15 protein-coding genes and 1 riboswitch are annotated in these 19,509 nt (G+C 58.7%); of the genes, 13 read left to right on the plus strand and 2 right to left on the minus strand.

Translation table 11 applies throughout. From position 1 onward, the window contains the following. Window positions 1-4 precede the first annotated feature (4 nt). From safD to ACNKU7_RS12850, 9 genes are all read left to right on the plus strand, one after another. Window positions 5-1,372 (plus strand): sulfoacetaldehyde dehydrogenase SafD, encoded by a 1,368-nt coding sequence (safD, locus tag ACNKU7_RS12810; protein WP_418297384.1) that lies wholly within the window; start codon window positions 5-7, stop codon window positions 1,370-1,372. Between the two features lie 232 nt (window positions 1,373-1,604). Continuing rightward, a riboswitch (TPP riboswitch) is annotated at window positions 1,605-1,703 on the plus strand. A gap of 102 nt (window positions 1,704-1,805) precedes the next feature. Beyond that, on the plus strand, window positions 1,806-3,716 hold the full coding sequence (gene thiC, locus ACNKU7_RS12815) for a phosphomethylpyrimidine synthase ThiC (protein ID WP_418297385.1): 1,911 nt from the start codon (window positions 1,806-1,808) through the stop codon (window positions 3,714-3,716). 188 nt (window positions 3,717-3,904) lie between these two features. Further along, on the plus strand, window positions 3,905-4,975 hold the full coding sequence (thiO, locus tag ACNKU7_RS12820) for a glycine oxidase ThiO (protein WP_418297386.1): 1,071 nt from the start codon (window positions 3,905-3,907) through the stop codon (window positions 4,973-4,975). Next, entirely contained in the window at window positions 4,975-5,178 is a 204-nt protein-coding gene (gene thiS, locus ACNKU7_RS12825; protein ID WP_418297387.1) for a sulfur carrier protein ThiS, read from the plus strand. The genes thiO and thiS overlap by 1 nt, the downstream gene beginning before the upstream one ends. Window positions 5,179-5,180: 2 nt before the next feature. Beyond that, window positions 5,181-5,987: a thiazole synthase gene (locus tag ACNKU7_RS12830; protein WP_418297388.1), complete on the plus strand. Its 807-nt coding sequence runs from the start codon at window positions 5,181-5,183 to the stop codon at window positions 5,985-5,987. Between the two features lie 2 nt (window positions 5,988-5,989). Then, window positions 5,990-7,543, plus strand: a complete 1,554-nt coding sequence (thiE, locus tag ACNKU7_RS12835; protein WP_418297389.1) for a thiamine phosphate synthase — start codon at window positions 5,990-5,992, stop codon at window positions 7,541-7,543. 19 nt (window positions 7,544-7,562) lie between these two features. Then, window positions 7,563-8,345 (plus strand): HesA/MoeB/ThiF family protein, encoded by a 783-nt coding sequence (locus ACNKU7_RS12840; RefSeq protein ID WP_418297390.1) that lies wholly within the window; start codon window positions 7,563-7,565, stop codon window positions 8,343-8,345. A 119-nt stretch (window positions 8,346-8,464) separates the two neighbouring features. After that, window positions 8,465-8,848 carry a c-type cytochrome gene (locus ACNKU7_RS12845; RefSeq protein WP_418297391.1) on the plus strand — a complete coding sequence of 128 codons (384 nt, stop codon included), beginning with the start codon at window positions 8,465-8,467 and terminating at the stop codon, window positions 8,846-8,848. 326 nt (window positions 8,849-9,174) lie between these two features. Beyond that, entirely contained in the window at window positions 9,175-9,645 is a 471-nt protein-coding gene (locus tag ACNKU7_RS12850; RefSeq protein WP_418297392.1) for a Dps family protein, read from the plus strand. A 73-nt stretch (window positions 9,646-9,718) separates the two neighbouring features. Here ACNKU7_RS12850 and ACNKU7_RS12855 read toward each other — a convergent pair whose 3' ends face one another. Beyond that, window positions 9,719-10,609: a LysR family transcriptional regulator gene (locus tag ACNKU7_RS12855; protein WP_418297393.1), complete on the minus strand. Its 891-nt coding sequence runs from the start codon at window positions 10,607-10,609 to the stop codon at window positions 9,719-9,721. A 170-nt stretch (window positions 10,610-10,779) separates the two neighbouring features. Here ACNKU7_RS12855 and ACNKU7_RS12860 point away from each other — a divergent pair, with 170 nt between their 5' ends. Beyond that, window positions 10,780-12,750: an acetoacetate--CoA ligase gene (locus tag ACNKU7_RS12860; protein ID WP_418297394.1), complete on the plus strand. Its 1,971-nt coding sequence runs from the start codon at window positions 10,780-10,782 to the stop codon at window positions 12,748-12,750. Between the two features lie 63 nt (window positions 12,751-12,813). Here the strand turns inward: ACNKU7_RS12860 and ACNKU7_RS12865 are convergent, their stop codons facing one another. Beyond that, window positions 12,814-12,993, minus strand: a complete 180-nt coding sequence (locus ACNKU7_RS12865; protein ID WP_418297395.1) for a DUF3149 domain-containing protein — start codon at window positions 12,991-12,993, stop codon at window positions 12,814-12,816. Window positions 12,994-13,206: 213 nt separating this feature from the next. Between ACNKU7_RS12865 and ACNKU7_RS12870 the strand changes: the two genes are divergently transcribed. From ACNKU7_RS12870 to ACNKU7_RS12880, 3 genes are all read left to right on the plus strand, one after another. Beyond that, window positions 13,207-13,596, plus strand: coding sequence for a hypothetical protein (locus tag ACNKU7_RS12870; protein WP_418297396.1), 390 nt, complete (start codon window positions 13,207-13,209; stop codon window positions 13,594-13,596). A 109-nt stretch (window positions 13,597-13,705) separates the two neighbouring features. Further along, the gene (locus ACNKU7_RS12875; protein ID WP_418297397.1) at window positions 13,706-15,523 is read left to right on the plus strand and encodes an autotransporter assembly complex protein TamA; all 1,818 of its coding nucleotides are present in this window, start codon (window positions 13,706-13,708) and stop codon (window positions 15,521-15,523) included. Continuing rightward, window positions 15,523-19,488, plus strand: coding sequence for a translocation/assembly module TamB domain-containing protein (locus ACNKU7_RS12880; protein ID WP_418297398.1), 3,966 nt, complete (start codon window positions 15,523-15,525; stop codon window positions 19,486-19,488). Before ACNKU7_RS12875 ends, ACNKU7_RS12880 begins: the two co-directional genes overlap by 1 nt. The last annotated feature ends 21 nt before the right edge of the window (window positions 19,489-19,509 follow it).

A 19,509-nucleotide genomic window follows, 5' to 3' on the forward strand; every position in this document is an offset into this window, starting at 1 on the left:
TCCCATGGCCGATTATCAGATCATTAACCCCTACAGCGGCGAACTGATCGAAGCCTACGACTTCCACACCCGTGACCAGGTGGAAAGCACCATTGCGCAACTCGTAGAGGGCCGCAAAGTCCAGCTCGCCACCCCCGCCTTCGAGCGCTCGAATATTCTGCTGAAGCTGGCGCAGCTGATGCTGGAGCGCAAGGAAGACCTGGCGCGCCTGATCACCGAAGAGACCGGCAAAACCATCAGTGACAGCCGGGTGGAAATTGATCGCGCCTACAACACCGCCATGGCCAGTGCCATGGAAGCGCGCGCGATCAATGGCGAAGCACTCGACTCCGACGCCTTCCCGCCGATGCGGGAAAAAATCGGGGTGGTGCTGTGGAAGCCGCTCGGTACCGTACTGTGTATCACCCCGTTCAACTTCCCGATCAACATCGCGCTGCACAAAATCGGCCCCGCGTTTGCCGCAGGCAACACCATCCTGTTCAAGCCGGGTCCGCAGAACAAGCGCTCAGCGGAGCTGCTGGTGGAACTGTGTTACGCCGCAGGCATGGATCGGTCTGTACTGCAGATGCTGATCCCCGATATCGACGGCACTAGCTATGCGGTCTCCCACCCGCAGATCCAGGCGATCAACTTTACCGGCGGCACCGCCGCGGCCAACGCCATCGCCGCCAACGCGGGTTATAAGAAAGTGCTGTTCGAACTGGGCGGTAACGACCCGCTGATCGTCATGCCCGATGCCGACCTGGACGCAGCAGTGTCTGCCACCATCAACCAGCGCTTCGCCACCGCCGGCCAGCGCTGCACCGCAGCCAAGCGCCTGTTTGTGCACAGTGAAGTGTTTGACGCCTTTGCAGAAAAACTCGTCGCCGCAACGGAAAAACTCAAGGTCGGCAACCCCGCAGAAGACGACACCTTCGTCGGCCCGCTGATTCACAAGGCCGCTGCCGACGAAGTGGAAGGCCGCATCGAAGCCGCTGTAAATGCCGGCGCACGGGTGCTGTTTGGCCACCGCCGCGAGGGCAATATCCTGTGGCCGACCATCCTCGAATCCGTATCGGATGACGCCGCACTGGTCGCGGAAGAAACCTTCGGCCCGGTGGTTCCGCTGCGTAAATTTGATGACGAAGGGGAGCTCGTTGCGCTGATCAACAACTCGCCATTCGGCCTGCAGGCCGGCGTATTTACCCAGAACCTGGCACTGGCAAAACGCCTGTACAACCAGCTCGACGTCGGCCTGCTCGCCGTCAACGACGGCCCTGGCTTCCGCGCTGAGCACTTCCCGTTTGGCGGGGTGAAAGAAAGTGGCGTGGGTAAGGAAGGCGTGCGTTATGCCATCCGTGAAATGAGTTACCAGAAAACGTTGGTGATTTGAGTTCGATTGAAACACGTCAATCGATGAGAAGTGACTGACGTCGGGTGTTGGTTCGCCAGACCTTCCGCGAGAGGGACCTCGCGGAAGAGCCCCCATGGATGGGTTATGGGGGGGCGCCTAGCTCGTGTCTGGCGAACCAACACCCGGCGGCAGGCCCGCTGCAAGATCACGTATAGAGCCGCGTGCACACACACAATCTTGGCGATCCAAGTTAATATCCCCTATACTCCGCCCCAACTTGTCGGAGTGCCTTTGGGCTGAGATCGCTGTTGCGAGATCCGTTGAACCTGATCGGGGTAACCCCCGCGTAGGGAACAAGATCTGAATTCGCTACTATTTTCGTGCGCCATTTTTTAGCTTTTGCGCGTGAAAACTGCTCACCTCACCTGCATCCCCGGCAATCCATCCATGGATAAAAATGCAAGGGGTCAGCATGTCTCAGGTCGCCGAACCAACAAATAACACCAGTAAACCGAGCCGAGCTTCGCAACGTGAGCGCGCGAAAGCATTTCTCGACAACCTTACCGCGCAGCAATTTCCCAACTCCCGCAAAGTCTACCTGGAAGGCGAAACCGCCGGGCTCAAAGTCGGCGTACGTGAAATCTGCCTTGGCCAAAGTCTCGTTGGTGGCGACGAGCAAAACCCTGTATTCGAGCCCAATGAACCACTGCAGGTCTACGACACCGCAGGCCCATACTCCGACCCCGACTACAAACCCAACGTGCGCGACGGCCTGCCAAAACTGCGCCAGGCATGGATTGAATCGCGCAGTGACACTGAAATCCTCGAGACCCGCCAGGCCGCCTACAGCCAGAAACGCATGGCCGATCAGGGACTCGATCACATCCGCTTTGAAAACCTGCCTGCACCGCGCAAAGCCAAAGCCGGCAAAAACGTCACCCAGATGCACTACGCCCGTCAGGGCATCATCACCCCCGAAATGGAATTTATCGCCATCCGCGAAAACATGGGCCGTGCAAAACTGACGGCGCAACTGACCGACACTGATTACCAGAAAGCCCGCGAAGGCATCCATATTCCGCAGGAAATTACCCCGGAGTTTGTGCGCCGTGAAGTGGCCGAAGGCCGCGCAATCATTCCCGCGAACATCAACCACACCGAACTGGAACCGATGATCATCGGGCGCAACTTCCTGTGCAAAGTGAACGCCAACATCGGCAACTCCGCGGTGACCTCCTCGATCGAAGAAGAAGTGGAAAAGCTCGTCTGGTCCATCAAATGGGGCGGCGACACCGTTATGGATCTCTCCACCGGCCAGAACATCCACGAGACCCGCGAATGGATCCTGCGCAATAGCCCTGTACCCATCGGTACCGTACCCATTTACCAGGCGTTGGAAAAAGTCGACGGCATTGCCGAAAACCTCACCTGGGAAGTCTTCCGCGATACATTGATCGAACAGGCTGAGCAGGGCGTCGACTACTTCACTATCCATGCCGGCGTACTGCTGCGCTACGTGCCCCTGACCGCCAAACGTGTCACCGGCATCGTTTCCCGCGGCGGCTCCATCATGGCCAAATGGTGCCTCGCTCATCACAAGGAAAATTTCCTCTACACCCACTTCGAGGAAATCTGTGAAATCATGAAAGCCTACGACGTCAGCTTCTCACTGGGCGACGGCCTGCGTCCGGGCTGCATCGCCGACGCCAACGACGAAGCCCAGTTCGGCGAACTGCGCACCCTCGGCGAACTCACCGAAATCGCCTGGAAGCACGATGTCCAGTGCATGATCGAAGGCCCGGGCCACGTTGCCATCCATAAAATCAAAGAAAACATGGATGAGCAGCTGAAGCACTGTCACGGCGCGCCTTTCTATACCCTTGGCCCGCTGACCACCGACATCGCCCCCGGCTACGACCACATTACCTCCGGTATCGGTGCTGCCATGATCGGCAGCATGGGCTGCGCCATGCTGTGCTATGTAACCCCCAAAGAACATTTGGGCCTGCCGAACAAGGAAGACGTCAAAGAAGGCCTTATGGCCTACAAAATCGCCGCCCATGCCGCGGATCTCGCCAAGGGGCATCCCCGCGCGCAAATGCGTGATGACGCACTCTCCAAGGCGCGTTTCGAATTCCGCTGGGAAGACCAGTTCAACCTCGGCCTCGACCCCGAGCGCGCACGCCAGTACCACGATGAAACCCTGCCGAAAGAGTCTGGCAAGGTCGCTCACTTCTGTTCCATGTGCGGCCCGAAGTTCTGCTCCATGAAAATTACCCAGGATGTCAGGGAATATGCGGCAAAGCAGGAGGCGGAGAAGGGGATGGAAGAGATGTCGATCAAGTTCAAGGAGCTGGGCAGCGATATTTATCACAAAGCATAAATTCGCACCTGATCGAAACTACTGGAGCTAGATGGGAAGGTAGTGATACGGGGAAGCCTTCGCCAGACCTTCTAAAACAGGGATGTTTTAGAAGAGCCCCCAGGGATGGGTTTACGGCGTGTCTGGCGAAGGCTTCCCCGTAGCGCTACCGCTCGAAACTTGCCGATCACAAACCTCGGAACAGAAAATTGGTACGACCCGAACTAAATATCGCGATCGCAGGTGGGGGGCTAATGGGCCGGCTCCTCGCCTGGCGCTTGTCTGGAAAAGGGCATGCGATCACCCTGTTTGAAAGCGGGAGTTTTGACATGCCTCTGGGCGCCTGCCACGCGGCTGCAGGCATGATTGCCCCGCTTTCGGAACTGGTTCATTGCCCGTTGCCTGTTTACGAACTCGGTCTACAGAGCTTGCGGATCTGGCCGCAGTGGGTGAAAGAACTGCAACTACAGGGCGGAAGCCCGGTGGATTACCGGCAGTCCGGCAGCATCCTTGTCGCCCACCCGCAAGATCGAACGGAACTGCTGCAATTTCAGCAGGAGCTCATCGCCAGACTTGGCAGCGACAGCCAACGGCATTTTCAATTGCTGGAGGGATCCGAGTTGGAAAACCTGGAGCCCAACCTTGAACGTTTCGATCAGGGCCTGTATCTCGCCAGCGAAGCAGACATCGACAACCGCAAACTATTGCCCGCACTGTTGATCGAAATCAAACGGCACAAGGCGCAGTTGCGCGAGCATACACCCGTCGAGTGCCTGCCCGGAGAGATCCTGCATGGCGGCGGATCTGAGCGGTTCGATTACGTAATTGATGCCCGTGGTCTGGGAGCTAGGGACGCGGTAAAAGGCCTGCGCGGCGTGCGCGGTGAAGTCATGGTCGTGGAAACCCCGGAAATCCACTTCCAGCGGCCGATAAGGCTACTGCATCCGCGTTATCAACTGTATGCCGTTCCTCGTGCCCACAACCAGATTGTTATTGGCGCCACGGAAATTGAAAGCGATGACCTCTCACCGATTTCCCTGCGCTCCAGCATGGAGCTCTCGTCAGCGCTCTATTCAGTGCACCCGGCTTTTGCCGAAGCGCGGGTTATCGAAACCCGGGTCAACTGCCGGCCCGCCACCATGGACAACCTGCCTGTGCTTAAAAAGGAACCGGGGCTTATTCGGGTGAACGGACTCTACCGGCACGGTTATCTGCTTGCACCAGCCCTGGTACAGCAGATCGAAACCCAACTTTATCAACAGACTTTACAGGTGACCTGATGGAAATACTGGTCAATGGCGAGCGAGTAACACTGGAAAATGGCAGCGCTACCGTAGCCGGCTTACTGCAGGCTTTGGGATATATCGGCGAAACCTTTGCGGTCGCTTTAAATGGCGAATTTGTCGCCCGAACGCTGTATGGAGACACCTCATTGAGCGAAGGCGACAACCTGGATATCGTCGCCCCGGTTGTGGGGGGGTGAGCATGGATCAGCTCAATCTGTACGGAAAGCGCTTTGACAGCCGCCTCTTGGTAGGCACTGCACTTTATCCATCCCCGGCCATTATGCGCGAATCCGTCGCCGCCTCCGGGGCGCAAATCATTACCCTCTCTCTGCGCCGACAGAGCCCGGAACAGCAGCAGGGGAAAATGCTCTGGGCCTACATTCAGGAGTCCGGCTGTCAGTTGTTGCCAAATACTGCCGGCTGTAAAACGCCGAAAGAAGTGGTCGCCCTGGCGGAAATGTCACGGGAAATATTCGCTACCGACTGGCTCAAGCTCGAAGTGATCGGTGACGATTACAACCTGCAACCGGATCCCTTTGGACTGGTCGAATCCGCCCGTGAACTGGTCAGGCGCGGGTTCAAGGTATTGCCATACTGCACCGATGATCTGGTGGTTTGCCAGAAATTGCTGGATGCAGGGTGCGAAGTGTTGATGCCCTGGGGAGCGCCGATCGGTACCGGCCGGGGACTGATGAACAAGTACAACCTGCGCACGCTGCGCGAACGGCTGCCCGGGGTGCCGCTGATCATCGATGCGGGTATCGGTGCGCCGTCGCAGGCGGCGCAAGCGATGGAAATGGGTTTCGATGCCGTCCTGTTGAACACCGCCATCGCCAAAGCGCGGAACCCGGTGCTGATGGCAGACGCCTTCCGGCTCGCGGTTGAGTCCGGCCGTGCAGCGCACAATGCTGGGCTGATGTTGCAGCGGCAGACCGCGAGCCCCAGCACGCCCACGCTGGACATGCCGTTCTGGCAGCAAACTGCGCTGGCAGATGCGGGAGAATAACAATGACAACGGAAAATTCGTCGCGTCCGATCATATGGATTATCGCCGGCAGTGATTCCGGGGGCGGTGCGGGTATCCAGGCGGATCTCCTCACAGCGCACGATCTCGGTGTGCATGGCTGTTGTGCCATCACTGCCAATACGGCGCAGAACAGTCTTGGGGTGCCCGCCATCAACGCCGTGCCGGACGGTGTATTGCAATCGCAGCTGGACGCGCTGTTCGCCGACCTTAAGCCCGCTGCGATAAAAATAGGCCTGCTTGCCAATAGCGACCAGGTAAAACTGGTAGCCAACTTCCTGCGCGCAATGAAACGCAATGGTTTGCATCTTCCAGTGGTCTACGACCCGGTTGCCATCGCAACCAGTGGCGCCAGGCTGACGGAAGACAGCACCGGTGCCTTGGTGCTCGAAGAGCTTCTGCCGCTGTGCGACCTGATAACACCGAATACCCACGAGCTGGCCTGGCTGGCGGGCTGTGCTGAATCCGGGCTGGAAAGCGCCGCGGACATTCTCCAGGCGGCGCGCAAGGTACGGGGAGAGCATGCGACCGCGCTGCTGGTTACTGGTGGGCATTTTGAGATCGAACCGGGTACGACCGCGGATCTGCTCTGCAGCGGCGCGGTGGGGAGTGAGGACTGGTTTATCGGCGACCGCATCGCAACTGACAATACCCACGGTACTGGCTGTAGCCTGTCGTCAGCCGTTGCCGCGCTTCTGGCAAAAGGATACCCGCTGAAAGATGCGTGTATGGTAGCGAATGCCTATGTGCGCCGCGGCCTGCGCCTCGCCGATGGCGAACAGATCGGGGCAGGTGCCGGCCCTGTGGGCCACTGCGGCTGGCCGACAGAATTGCAGGATTTCCCCCGGGTGTTGCTGAAAGCGAGCGACCGGGCAAAACGGTACGGTGTTTTTGATGGAACTGCGGCGAAACGGTTTGCGGCTGAATTTGCCCACCCGGACAGCCGGCAACTCGGTCTCTATCCGGTGGTGGATAGCGTAGAGTGGCTGGAAAAACTGGCTCAGTCTGGCGTGCGGACGCTGCAGCTGCGGATCAAGAGCGCGGATGGCGGGGTGCGCGAGCAGATCCGGCGGGCAATCGACGTCGGCCGGCAATACGACCTGCGCCTGTTTATCAATGACCACTGGCTGTGGGCCATCGAATACGGGGCTTATGGTGTGCATCTCGGGCAGGAGGATCTGCAGGCGGCAGACCTTAACGCTATCCAGCAGGCGGGCTTGAAGCTCGGTATCAGTACCCACGGCTTTTACGAATTGCTGTACGCTTACGAGTATCGGCCCAGCTACCTGGCGCTTGGTGCAATATACGCGACCAACACCAAAGACATGAGTGGTCAGTTACAGGGGCTGGAAAAACTCAAGCGTATGGTCGGCCTGTTGCCCGATTATCCGCTGGTGGCGATTGGTGGTATTGACCTGGAGCGGGCACCTGGGGTGGCGGCGACGGGGGTCGGCAGTATTGCCGTGGTGAGTGCGGTAACGCAGGCTGCGGATTATCATCGGGCCGTCGCGCAGTTTAGAACAATCTTGAAGGACTGAAATCTCGGGGTTTTCCATCGTGTTAAGCCGCAAACAACTACAGCGCTACAGTCGCCAGATCATGTTATCGCCTGTCGGGGAGGCGGGGCAGGAAAAGCTGGCCAGGGCCAAAGTGATGGTTGTAGGCCTCGGTGGTCTTGGTAGCCCTGCAGCCCTGTATCTGGCCGCTGCCGGTGTCGGCGAGCTAAACCTTGTCGATGGCGATAGAGTGGAAATTTCCAATTTACAGCGGCAGATTCTGTATAAAACCAACCATCGGGAAAAAGACAAGGCACTGGTAGCAGCGCAACAGCTAACCGCCGCCAATCCGGAAATCGTTGTGCATGCGCACTGCCGCATGGCGAATGAGGAATGGCTGGCCGCGCAGTTGGCCGAGGGGGCGCTTGACCTGGTGCTGGATTGTACCGATAACCTCGCCATTCGCCATATCATCAACCGGGTTTGCTTCGAGTCGTCAACACCGGTTGTGATGGCTTCGGTACGGGGTTTTTCCGGGCAGTTGGTCAGTTTCGATTTCAGATCCGCATCGAGTCCATGTTATGCGTGCCTGTTTCCCGCCCCCGCGGATACGGACCTGCCCGAAGCGGAAAACTGCTCAACAGTCGGGGTTATCGGCCCGGCACTCGGCATCGTTGGCAGTATGCAGGCGCTGGAGGCATTGAAGTTTCTCCTGAACCTGCCCGTATCCAGTCTGAACCGGCTGCAACTGTTTGAAGCCGCCAGTCTCGAGTGGCGCTCCCTCACACTCTCTGTAAACAGTGCTTGCCCTGTGTGCGCCAAGGCTTTACAAAAGGCAGAGTGATTTTTCCGTCAGGGTCACGCCTTAATGGGCCTTCTCATAACAACCACAAGGGGATAGCTGTGTCTGGTTACTCGCGCATTTCACGTGTTCATAAAATATCGATCATCACTGTTTTTGGGTTGCTCATCGCCGCTTGCTCCAGCAAGGAGCCTGCGCAGGTTGCCGAGCAGTCCCAGGTGAGCGGAGCGCACGATACCGCGGCGGTGGAGGTTCAGACCGAGCCGACCACAGAAATTGATACCGTGCATATTGCTCCTGAGTTACTGGACACCTATCGCCAAACCTGTGGCAGCTGCCACGACCGCGGCGTGGTTGGTGCTCCGAAAACCGGGGACGTGGTAGCCTGGGGTCCGCGTATGGAACAGGGTATGGATACACTCGTTACCCACGTGCGCAATGGCTTCAAGGCCATGCCGCCGGCGGGGTTGTGTTATAGCTGTACGGATGAGGATTTCCAGGCGTTGATTCTGTATATGGCCACAGCCCAGCCTGAGCAGGGGTAGCGCAGCCCCGGCCTTTGAATCCCATGCGTGGGATTCGGGGTGTCAATGATGTTGTCCTGCAATCGCTATTGCGAGTATCTATAGGGCCGATACCCGTAATCAATTTTAAACGCCTGGTGTCGACCCTAATATATTGCCCAACGGCGTTATTGGCTGGTGGCGATGCACTGCGATCGCTGCCATTTATGGCGCCGGTGGTTGATAAGCACGCCAATTGACGCATGTCACGCGTATGCAGTGGTTCGTCAGTGACTGTTGCGCAATACTGTTGGATCGTGTGGTTTCAGCTGATAAACGGAATTGAAAACGACCAAGAGAGGTTGATAATGAGCAACATCGATATTGGTATCGGCGCCAAAGATCGCGAGGAAATTGCGCAGGGCCTGAAACGCCTGTTGGCAGATTCTTATACCCTCTACCTGCAAACGCACAATTTCCACTGGAATGTCACTGGACGCCTGTTTCGCGAGCTCCATCTGATGTTCGAAGAGCACTACACGGAATTGGCCACGGCTGTGGATGATATCGCCGAACGCATCCGTACCCTGGATGTGGTTGCCCCGGGCACATACAAAGCGTTCGCTGAATTGAGTTCCATCAAGGAAACCGAGGAAGTGCCGGCGGCTGAGGAAATGGTGCGCATTTTGACCCAGGGGCACGAACAGGTGATTAAAACCTGCCGTGACGTACTCAAGGCGGCGCAGGAAGGTGACGACGAGTCCACCATTGCGCTGGTGTCTGATCGCATGCGCGTACACGAGAAAACCGCGTGGATGCTGCGCGCTACCGCGCAATAATCACACTGCAGTAGCTGTATTGTTGATATCGAATGGCCCGCCGAACGCGGGCCATTTTTTTACAGGATGTTTGTCAGTGCCCACGCGCTTCCTTCAGCATTTGCAGGAAGGCGCGGGCGGGTGCAGACAGTGCGCCGTGGCTGCGAAATACGACACCCAACTGCGGGCTGACTGCGGGGGTGGCAAGGGGAATGCTCGCCAGTCCGTATTCCGCCATCTGCGGCACGCACAGCGCGGGCATGGCGCTCACACCCAAACCTTCCTTCACCAGCTTGCCAATGGTACTGAGCTGATACGCTTCGCAGAACAGGTGCGCCGGTTTGCCGCACTCTGAGAAGGCGGCTTCAGTCCAGCGGCGCACCGCCGAGCCTCGATTCATCGCGATAAACGGCAGGCTCGTAAGATCGGCCCAGCGCAGGGTTTTACGCGTGGAAAGTGGATGGGCCGGCGGCAGAACCGCGTGAAAGCGGCTGTCTTCCAGCGGTTCGAATGCGAGCTCGGCCAGATCATCCGGCCGGAAGGTGATACCGAGTTCCGCCCGTCCGTCGCGCACGGCGGCGAGAACCTGCTCCATCACGATGTCTTCCAGGGCCAGATCCACCTCCGGGTGCAGCCGGTGGAACCGGGCCAGCAGGGGCGGCAGCCGGTTCAGCGCATAGGCCGGTATGGCTGCGATGGCGAGCCGCCCGCGCTCCAGTGCGAATTGGCGCTGGATTTCCTCGATAGACTTGTCCCAGTTCTCCAGCAGCTGTTCGGCGCGGGCGGCGAAACGCTGCCCCTCCGGTGTCAGGCTCAATTGCCGGCTCTCGCGGTTGAACAGGGGGCCGCCGACGCTGGCTTCCAGGTTTCTGATGGCGACCGATAGGGCGGGTTGGGAGATGTGCAGGCGGGCGCTGGCGTCGGCCAGGCTGCGGGTGCTGGCGACCGCAACAAAGGCGCGCAGTTGTTTGATTGTGGTGCTCACGGCAAAGGTTCCGGCCTGTCTGTTTGTTAATAAAACTTTAACTAATGTTAATAAGTTTAAATTGGTTTTAAATGTTAGACCAAGGCATGATTGCCCCTATCGCGTTCTGGCGAATAATGGTCTTTAGTCGAACTAAGCCAAATAACGAATAGATCGAGAGAGCAGCCGAGATGAGTAACCAAGCCCTCCCCCTGTGGCAGCCCACTGCCGAGGCTATCGCGTCCACCCAGATGGACGCCTTTCGCCGCCACATCAATGACAAGTTTTCGTTGCAGCTGGCGGATTATGCCGAGCTGTACCAGTGGTCCGTGGAAGAGCGCGAGCATTTCTGGGCCGAATTGTGGGAGGTGGCCGGGGTGGTCGCAGAAACCCGTGGTGAGCGCGTGCTCGGGGCAGATGTCATGCCGGGCGCCGAGTGGTTTCCCGACGCTCGCCTGAACTTTGCCGAGAACCTGCTGCGCTACCGCGATGACAAGGTCGCGCTGGTCGAGCGCCTGGAAAACGGTCGCAGACGCCAACTGACGTATGCGGAACTGTTTGAGCGCGTGGGCACCCTGGCGTCGGCACTCGACGCCGCCGGAGTCGCCAAGGGGGATCGCGTAGCCGGCTTCATGCCCAATATCATCGATACCGTCGTCGCCATGCTGGCGACAACCAGTCTCGGTGCCATCTGGACATCCTGTTCTCCCGATTTCGGGATCAATGGGGTACTGGATCGCTTTGGGCAGGTGCAACCAAAGATTCTGTTTGCCTGCGAGGGATACTTCTATAACGGCAAAACCATCGACTCATTGCCGCGCCTGGAGCAGATCGTGGCCCAGATCGAGTCGATCGAGCAAATGGTGGTGGTGCCGGTTGCCCGCAGCGCAGCGGACACCGCTGAAGCGATAGCGGGGCTTGAGCGCGCGGTGGTGCTGGATGGCTTCCTCGAAACGGCGCCGGCCCGTGCGCTGACTTTCGTGCAAACCGAGTTCAACCACCCCCTGTACATCATGTATTCCTCCGGCACCACCGGGGTACCCAAGTGCATCGTGCACGGGGTGGGCGGTACCTTGCTGCAGCACCTGAAAGAGCACCAGCTGCATACCGACATGCGTCGTGACGATACCCTGTTCTATTTCACCACCTGTGGCTGGATGATGTGGAACTGGCTGGTTAGCGGGCTCGCGTGCGGTGCGACTCTGGTGCTGTTTGACGGCTCGCCTTTCTATCCCGCGGCCCAGTCCCTGTGGGATATGGCGGATGAGGAAAACATCAGCGTGTTTGGTACCAGTGCGAAATATATTGCGGCGCTGGAAAAAGACGGGTGCAAGCCCCGTGAGAGCCACAAGCTGGAAAAGCTGCGCGCGGTGTTGTCCACCGGCTCCCCCCTGGCCCATGAAGGGTTCCGTTACGTGTACCGCGATATCAAGGAGGATGTTTGCCTTTCTTCCATTTCCGGCGGTACCGACATCATCTCCTGTTTTGCCCTGGGCAATCCCACGCTGCCGGTCTATGCGGGAGAGCTGCAATGTCGCGGCCTGGGCATGGCGGTAGAAGTCTGGAATGACGACGGCAAAGCGGTAGCACAGGAGAAGGGCGAGCTGGTGTGTGCGAAGTCCTTCCCGTGCATGCCGATCAGCTTCTGGAATGACCCGGATGGCAGCAAGTATCACGGTGCCTACTTTGACAGCTGGCCCGGTGTCTGGGCGCATGGTGACTACGCGGAAATCACCGGCCATGGCGGCGTGATCATCTACGGCCGCTCCGATGCGGTACTCAACCCCGGTGGCGTGCGTATTGGAACAGCGGAAATTTACCGTCAGGTCGAAAAGGTCGAGGAGGTTCTGGACAGCATCTGTATCGGCCAGGAATGGGGCGACGATGTCCGCGTTGTACTGTTTGTCGTGCTGAGAGAGGGGGTGGCGCTGGATGAGGCGTTAACCCAGAAAATCCGTACCACCATCCGCGCCAACACCACGCCGCGCCATGTGCCGGCCAAAGTGATTCAGGTGGCGGATATCCCGCGCACCATCAGCGGCAAGATTGTCGAGCTGGCGGTGCGCAACGTGGTTCACGGTCGACCGGTGAAAAACCAGGAGGCGCTGGCGAACCCTGAGGCGTTAACCCTGTTTGAAAATCTGCCGGAATTGCAGACCTGAGTAACTGTGCAATCAGGGGGGAGGCAGTGCCAGTAGAGGCCTGCCTCCGCAATCGGCAAGTGGTCAGGCGTGCTGATGGGCGCCCTGATGTACTTGCTTCACCGCGCCAATTTCGTGTTCTTCTTCATCCATTTTCTTGAACGCGAGCCGAATAAAGAACGTCGCCATCAGGCAGACGAAGGCAACGATGGCCAGGCTCAGCAGGCCAGAAAAGCTGGTGAACAGGTCGATCAATGCGTCCATGGTAAGCTCCTTCGGTTGGTATTGCTTGATGAGTCCAGTGTACGAGGCGCCTCGTCACGCCCCTTGATACAGATCAAGCTTGCTCTTCGTGCCTGCCACGTTTTTTCCTCCCGTTTCCATCATCCGCCCACTGTGGTATACCGCGCCCGGCATTCTGCGCTACCCTGTTGGGAGCCGATTGCGAATAATTCAATAATTCACGGAAGATCAGCAATGATTACGTATCTGTACTGGGCCGCAGTCATCGGGCTTGCGGCACTTTGTCTGTTTGCAGGCAGTCGCCTTGGAAGCCTGGGGAAGGGCGCTATCGTCGGGGCCATCGTGTTTCTGGTGGGATGGCTGGCGTATTACTTCCACTATGAACAGGTTTTCGTCAAACGTTTCGGTGGTGTGATGCGTATCAGTGTGCCCGAGGGGCAGCGCCACCTCGGATCCACCTGGAAAGACGACAACCTCTGGGTGGAAAACTATGACCCCAGAACCAATGAGTGCATTTTTTCCGAATACTCCAAAGGCAACCTGCTCGAGGGGCGCGTGGTCATCAAAAACTGTAATCCCCTGATTGAGAAAAAAGAGGCGCCTGGGGCCTTCCCTGCGCGCTGATAGCTTTTGCACCGTGTGATGGGTTGGCGCCCTTTACCCGGTGCCGACCCGGCAACTTTTCACCGTGGCCGGCGTCGCAGTAGTGAATATTTGCAAACGGATAGTTGAATTGCGTCTCTTTCTTCCCGCCACCTGGTACAGCACCCTCGCTGTAATACTGTCGTGCTGCCTGGCCATTTCTGTTATTCAGCCGGCACAGGCGTTGCCTTTTATCGATAGCCTGCCAAAGTTCAAAATTCGCGTCTCGGAAGACCGGGAGCTTCAGGACTGGCTGCGCGAGCAGGTGAACCAGCAGCGCAAATCCAGCAGCGTATTGAAGTCCTACGAGGATCCGCTGGATGTTGCCCGCTACGAACGGGGTACGCTGGAGAAGCTGTTGCGCTCACGCGGCTATTACGATGGCCGCGTGCGCCAGACGGTCACTGACGGCGAAATCCTTTACCGGGTGGTGCCCGGTCCCTTGTATCGGATCAAGACCCTGACAGTAAAAATGCCGCCACATTTGCGCGCGGATTTTCCCGGTGTCGGCCTCAAGGTTGGCGACCCGCTGGAGGCTGAGAAGGTTACCGAGGGCGTCAGCCTGATCGAGAAATATCTCGGCGACCACGCCTGCCTGTTAAATATCGAGGTGGATTACAAAGCCACGGTGATTCACAGCGAACAGGCGGCGCGCCTGGTGTACCGGGTGGCGCCAAGCCCGGAAGTGCGGATTGGCGAGGTTCAACTGGAAGGGTTGAGCACGGTCAATGAAGACTACCTGCGCAAACGCCTGCAATTGAAACCCGGAGCCTGCTTCAACCGCCGCAAGGTCGATGCCGCGCGCCTGCGCCTGTTGCGCACCAACCTGATCGCCGGGGTGAACAGCGAAGTGTCGGAGCCGGTGGATGGTGTGGTGGATGTCACCTTTCGCTTGCTGGAGCGCAATCACCGCACCGTTCGCCTCGGGGTTGGCTACACGTCTGACGAAGGGGCGGGCGTATCGGCCGGGTGGGAACACCGCAACATACTGGGGCGTGGCGAAAAAATCGAAGTGGAAACCCGGCTTAACGAAGTCAAGCAATCCCTGAAAACGGAATTGCTGGTGCCGCGTTTTTTCCGTGACAATCAGGAGTTTTCTGCCAAAGCGGAAGCATCCAATGAAGAGCGGGACTCCTACCAGGCCAAAGCCCTGACCCTTGGCGGCAATATATCCCGGCGCCAAACCCGCAATCGCACGTTCAGTGTCGGTAGTGAGCTCAAGTTCAGTGAGGTAAAGGAAGAGGGCGAAGAGAGCGAAAACTACCGGTTGCTGTCTTTCCCGCTGGCAGTCAAAGTGGATACCACCGATAACCTGCTGGACGCCCGTCGCGGTGCGACAGTCACCATGGAGGTCAAGCCCTACCTGGATCTCAAGGGCTCCGGTACCCGCTTTGTAAAAAACACGCTGGTGATGACCGGCTATCTGACCGCGCAGGAGATGCGCTTTGATCCCACCCTCGCGCTGCGCATCAAAGCCGGTGTAATCAGCGGCATCGACAACCTGGACATCCCTGCCGACGAACGCTTCTATGCTGGCGGCGGTGGCTCGGTGCGCGGCTACAGCTACCAGGCGCTGGGGCCGCGCCGTCTACTGCCGCCAGCACAGCCCGGCGATCCGCCCACACTTTCCGATCCGATCGGTGGGCGTGCGCTGAGTGAAATCTCCCTCGAGGGGCGTTTCCGGTTCACCGACACCTGGGGTGGGGTGCTGTTTCTCGACGGAGGCAATGCCTATGCGGATCCGCAACCACGCTTTGACTCCAGCCTGTTCTGGGGTGTTGGCCTGGGTGTCCGCTATATGACCTCCTTTGCTCCTCTGCGCTTTGACGTGGCATTTCCCCTGGAGCGGCGGGAAGGACTTGGCGACAGTGCCTATCAGGTTTATGTCAGCTTGGGGCAGGCATTCTGATGGCGAGGCGAGGCTTTCTTTCGCGTCGCCGCTGGCCGCTGTTAACCAGCCTGGCGATTGCGCCGCTAATCCTGTTATTGCTGTTTGTGGTGCTGCTGGGGTCGGAGTCTGGCCGGGTAGCCCTGACGCGAAGCGGCCTGTCCGCGGCGGGCCACTACCTTCCAGACCTGGAAATCGTCGTTGGCGAGATCGGAAGCCGGGAGTTCGGGCACTGGTATTTCTCCCACCTCGACGTTCGCTACCAGCAACAGCCGTTGCTGGACGCGCGGGATCTGACCCTGCACCTGGACCTGCAACCCCTGTTGAGTAAGCAGATTCATCTTGTGGAGGTGAGCGCGAAATCCCTGTGGTTCGACAATATCCTGCTCGGGAAGTACCTGGCGGCCCACCCGCCGCCGGAAGAGGTTGAGGAAGTCGCCGAACAGGCGGATGCCTTGCCGGTACCGGCGATACTGGTCGACAAGTTGGCGGTGGGCAGCCTCACGCTGATTGACGCGCAGCTCGAAGGTTTGCCGGTGCTCTCCGTTGCAGGGCAGGGCAGTTATCGCTGGCCCGGAAAAGAGTCGGGCCTGGACTTGGCGATTGAAGAGCACGGCGGCCACCAGTTGCGCATTCACCTCGAGGGCATTTTGCAGTCAGCGGATCACTACCAGATCGCGTTGTCGGCCAGAGAAAATTCCGGTGGCTTTCTGTCCCGGCAACTGCAGTTGCCAGAGAACCAGGATCTGGATGCCCAGGGAAAAATCACGCTGCATGTGCGGGACGACAATCACGTTACGGCGACTGTGGAGCAATTTTCACTGCCGCTGGTTGCCCACCAGTTCGGTCTGGTGGGCGCCGCTGAAATCACGTTGAGTCCGTGGGCGGTGACCACTGACGGTCTGGAATTAACGGTGGATGATTCCCGCCATCGTATTGCCGGGCAAGTAAATGCAGAGGAGATGTCGCTTGCGCTCAAGTTCAATCGCCTGCCCATCGCCATATCCCAGCCCTGGCAGGATTACCTCGTTGGTGGATGGTTGAGTGCAGACCTGAATGTCGCGGGGCCGCTGACATTACCTCAGGTCAATGGCAGCCTGGAACTGAAAAGTCGCTATCAGGCGCAGCCGCTGCATCTGACCGGTGAGGTGGAAACCCGGGACAAAAATATTCGTATCCAGACTGCCCGTTTGGTATTTGCCGGTGCGCAACTGAATCTTGGGGGAACGGTCGATCTCAACAGCGAATCCATAGATGTTGCCGGTTTGATTGAGCGCTTACCGCTGAAAAAAGTGCGGGAGATTCTCGCTGCGCTGGAACAGTCCCGTGAAATCGAAATCCCGCCGGACATTGATGCTGAAATTGCCCGCTTATCGGTAAAGGCTTCAGGGGCCTGGGTGAATCCGCAGCTGGTCGTTCAGGTTGATGGCCGGGTTCTTTACCGGGATCTGGCCGCAGAGGTGCACGGCGCGGCGAGCGGCGACCTGAAAAAATTCGCCATCAGCGACATCGTGCTGGAAGGTGAAGGGGTGCGGGTCAGCGGCAGTGGCGAAGTGGATATCGAAAAGCAATCCCTGCAGTTCCAGCTGGACGCTGCAGCCCGGGATCTGCAGCTCGCAGAACAATTGGGATTGCCCCTTACCCCGGGAACGCGGGTGAATCTGGATGCGGTGGTTGCTGTGACGGGGCCCTGGGTAAACCCGCAGGTTTCTGCGCAGCTGAATTCGCAGGGGGACTATCAGAATTACCGTTATCAACTGGGCGGCGGCGTGTCGGGCGATGTGAACAAGTTGACCCTCGACCGACTGCGCCTGGATCTGTTCACCGGTGCGGAGCTGCCGGCGGAGCCCGATCACTCCCTTGTGGCCGGCGACCCGTCGGCACCGGCGGAAGACTATCCGCTTAAGGAGCAGGACAAGCCTGCGGAGGCCGAGCAGAGCGCCGGAAGTCTTGCCGGGCTGGTCGAGGACTCGGGCTTGTCCGCCCGCCGCGGACATGCGTGGCTGGAAATTAATGGCGTGGTGGAGCCGCAGGCACAGCGGGCAAATGGCAGCATTGCGGGGCGCAACATTCCGGTGTCACTGCTGGAGCTGGTAGGGGCCGAGCTGCCGCCTTCCCTGGTGGGTGAGTTGAGCCTGGACGGCCAGTTTTCCGGTTCTTTTTCCGCTCCGGAAGCGGGCGTGAACCTGCTGGGCCTGGGCAGTTTTCGCGGTGAGCCCTGGCAGATCCAGGGGGATGTCAGTTTTATCGATAGCCAGGTGCGGCTGGCTGACGTGAGGCTGTTGTGGGCCGGGCGCAACCAGCTGGTTGCCAACGGCAATCTCGGTAAGGACGCACTGGAGCTGGATTTGCGGGCGCAGGCCACGCTGGCTGATTTTGAGGACTGGATCGCCGCGGACATCAGCGATAGCGGTGAGCTGACCCTGTGGGCAACGGCAACAGGGTCACCGCAGGCGCCGGACCTTGCGGGTGAAATCAAGGTGACCGGTCGCGCCCCTACATTGCGCGACGATGCTCTGGTACAGGCGCCACTGAGCCTGATTGTTTCCTGGCAGACGGAAGCTGGTGACCTCAAAGGAACGCTCAATGCCAGCCATGGCAGCAAACAGGCGGCCGAAGCGACCATGACGCTCGCGATAGCGCCGATCCTCGAGCAGCTGTTTGCCAAACAGAGCGCGGGAGAGTCTCCGCCGCTACCCATCAAGATGGATGCACGTGGCCAGGCTGACCTGGCCACGTTCGGGGCCTTCTTCGACCCGGAAATTCATACCATGCGGGGGCAACTGGCGTTTGCGTTCACGGCAGACGGCAATACGCTGGCGCCGAACATGCGCGGCAATATCGACCTGCGCGATGGCTATTATGAGCACCGGCCCAGCAATACCCGCCTCCGGCAGCTGGTGTTTGTAGCCGAGCTGACACCGGAGCAGTGGCGCATCGTACAGGCCAGTGCCAGGGATCGCGACCAGGGACGCATCGAGCTGGAGGGGGCGGTCACCTTCCGCGCGCCGGAACACCCGGCCCTCGACTTTGTTTTGCGTGCCCGGGAAGCACACCTTTTGAATATGCCCGCGGCCAAGGGTGCCTTCTCCGGGGAGCTCAAACTCACTGGATCCACCGAGGATGCGCTGCTTGCCGGGCGCCTTAATCTACGGCCGCTGGCGCTGCAGGTTGAACACTTCCTCGGCAGCAGTGTGCCGGAAATTGAGGTCATCGAGGTCGAGGTGGATCAAAACCGTGAAACCGCGGGTCCTTCCATGCTGCAGAACATCGGACTGGCGCTGGAAATAGTCCTAGATCAGCAGTCCTATGTGCGCGGACTCGGATTGGATTCGGAACTGAAAGGCAAAGTCGGGATTACCGGCACCGCCGCCGATCCCCAGGCTTCCGGAACGCTCACCATCGTGCGCGGCAAATTCGATTTGCTTGGCAAGAAATTTGACCTGCAGGAAGGTCAGATCCAGTTCGAGAACAATGTCGCGGCCATTTATATCAAGGGGCTGCATACCTACCCCGAGGGTGAAATTACCGCGGTCATTTCCGGTACAACGGACGACCTCAAAGTGGAATTCAGTTCCAACCCTGCGGCCGCCCAGGATGAAATTTTTGCGCAACTGCTGTTTGGCAAATCCCTGACGGATATCTCCCCGCTGCAGGCGGTGCGCCTGGTGACCATTGCGCGCACGCTGCAAAGCGGCGGTACCGGCTTTGACCCGGTGGCGAAAACCCGCGAGCTGATTGGCCTGGATACCCTGGACTTCGAATCTGAAGAAACCGATGAGGGGGACCAGTACGCCCTGAGCCTAGGGAAATACATCACCAGCCGGATCTACCTGGAGTTGCAGCGCAGTACGGATCCGCTTAATCCGTGGCACGCAGAAATGCAGATCGAGCTGCGCAAGAATTTACGCCTGGAAATCAAGTCCTCGGATAGCAATGAAAGCAGCGCCGGTAGTGTCGAACTGCAGTGGAAGAAGGATTACTGACGGTCTATACAGAGAAAACGC

This window comes from Microbulbifer weihaiensis, from assembly GCF_048323715.1.
Classification (GTDB): domain Bacteria; phylum Pseudomonadota; class Gammaproteobacteria; order Pseudomonadales; family Cellvibrionaceae; genus Microbulbifer.

What these genes read in the sequence shown, in the direction of transcription:
- safD (WP_418297384.1), top strand. Translation starts at nt 5, where the DNA reads ATGGCCGATTATCAGATCATTAACCCCTACAGCGGCGAACTGATCGAA.
- thiC (WP_418297385.1), top strand. Translation starts at nt 1,806, where the DNA reads ATGTCTCAGGTCGCCGAACCAACAAATAACACCAGTAAACCGAGCCGA.
- thiS (WP_418297387.1), top strand. Translation starts at nt 4,975, where the DNA reads ATGGAAATACTGGTCAATGGCGAGCGAGTAACACTGGAAAATGGCAGC.
- ACNKU7_RS12830 (WP_418297388.1), top strand. Translation starts at nt 5,181, where the DNA reads ATGGATCAGCTCAATCTGTACGGAAAGCGCTTTGACAGCCGCCTCTTG.
- thiE (WP_418297389.1), top strand. Translation starts at nt 5,990, where the DNA reads ATGACAACGGAAAATTCGTCGCGTCCGATCATATGGATTATCGCCGGC.
- ACNKU7_RS12850 (WP_418297392.1), top strand. Translation starts at nt 9,175, where the DNA reads ATGAGCAACATCGATATTGGTATCGGCGCCAAAGATCGCGAGGAAATT.
- ACNKU7_RS12860 (WP_418297394.1), top strand. Translation starts at nt 10,780, where the DNA reads ATGAGTAACCAAGCCCTCCCCCTGTGGCAGCCCACTGCCGAGGCTATC.
- ACNKU7_RS12865 (WP_418297395.1), bottom strand. Translation starts at nt 12,993, where the DNA reads ATGGACGCATTGATCGACCTGTTCACCAGCTTTTCTGGCCTGCTGAGC.
- ACNKU7_RS12870 (WP_418297396.1), top strand. Translation starts at nt 13,207, where the DNA reads ATGATTACGTATCTGTACTGGGCCGCAGTCATCGGGCTTGCGGCACTT.
- ACNKU7_RS12880 (WP_418297398.1), top strand. Translation starts at nt 15,523, where the DNA reads ATGGCGAGGCGAGGCTTTCTTTCGCGTCGCCGCTGGCCGCTGTTAACC.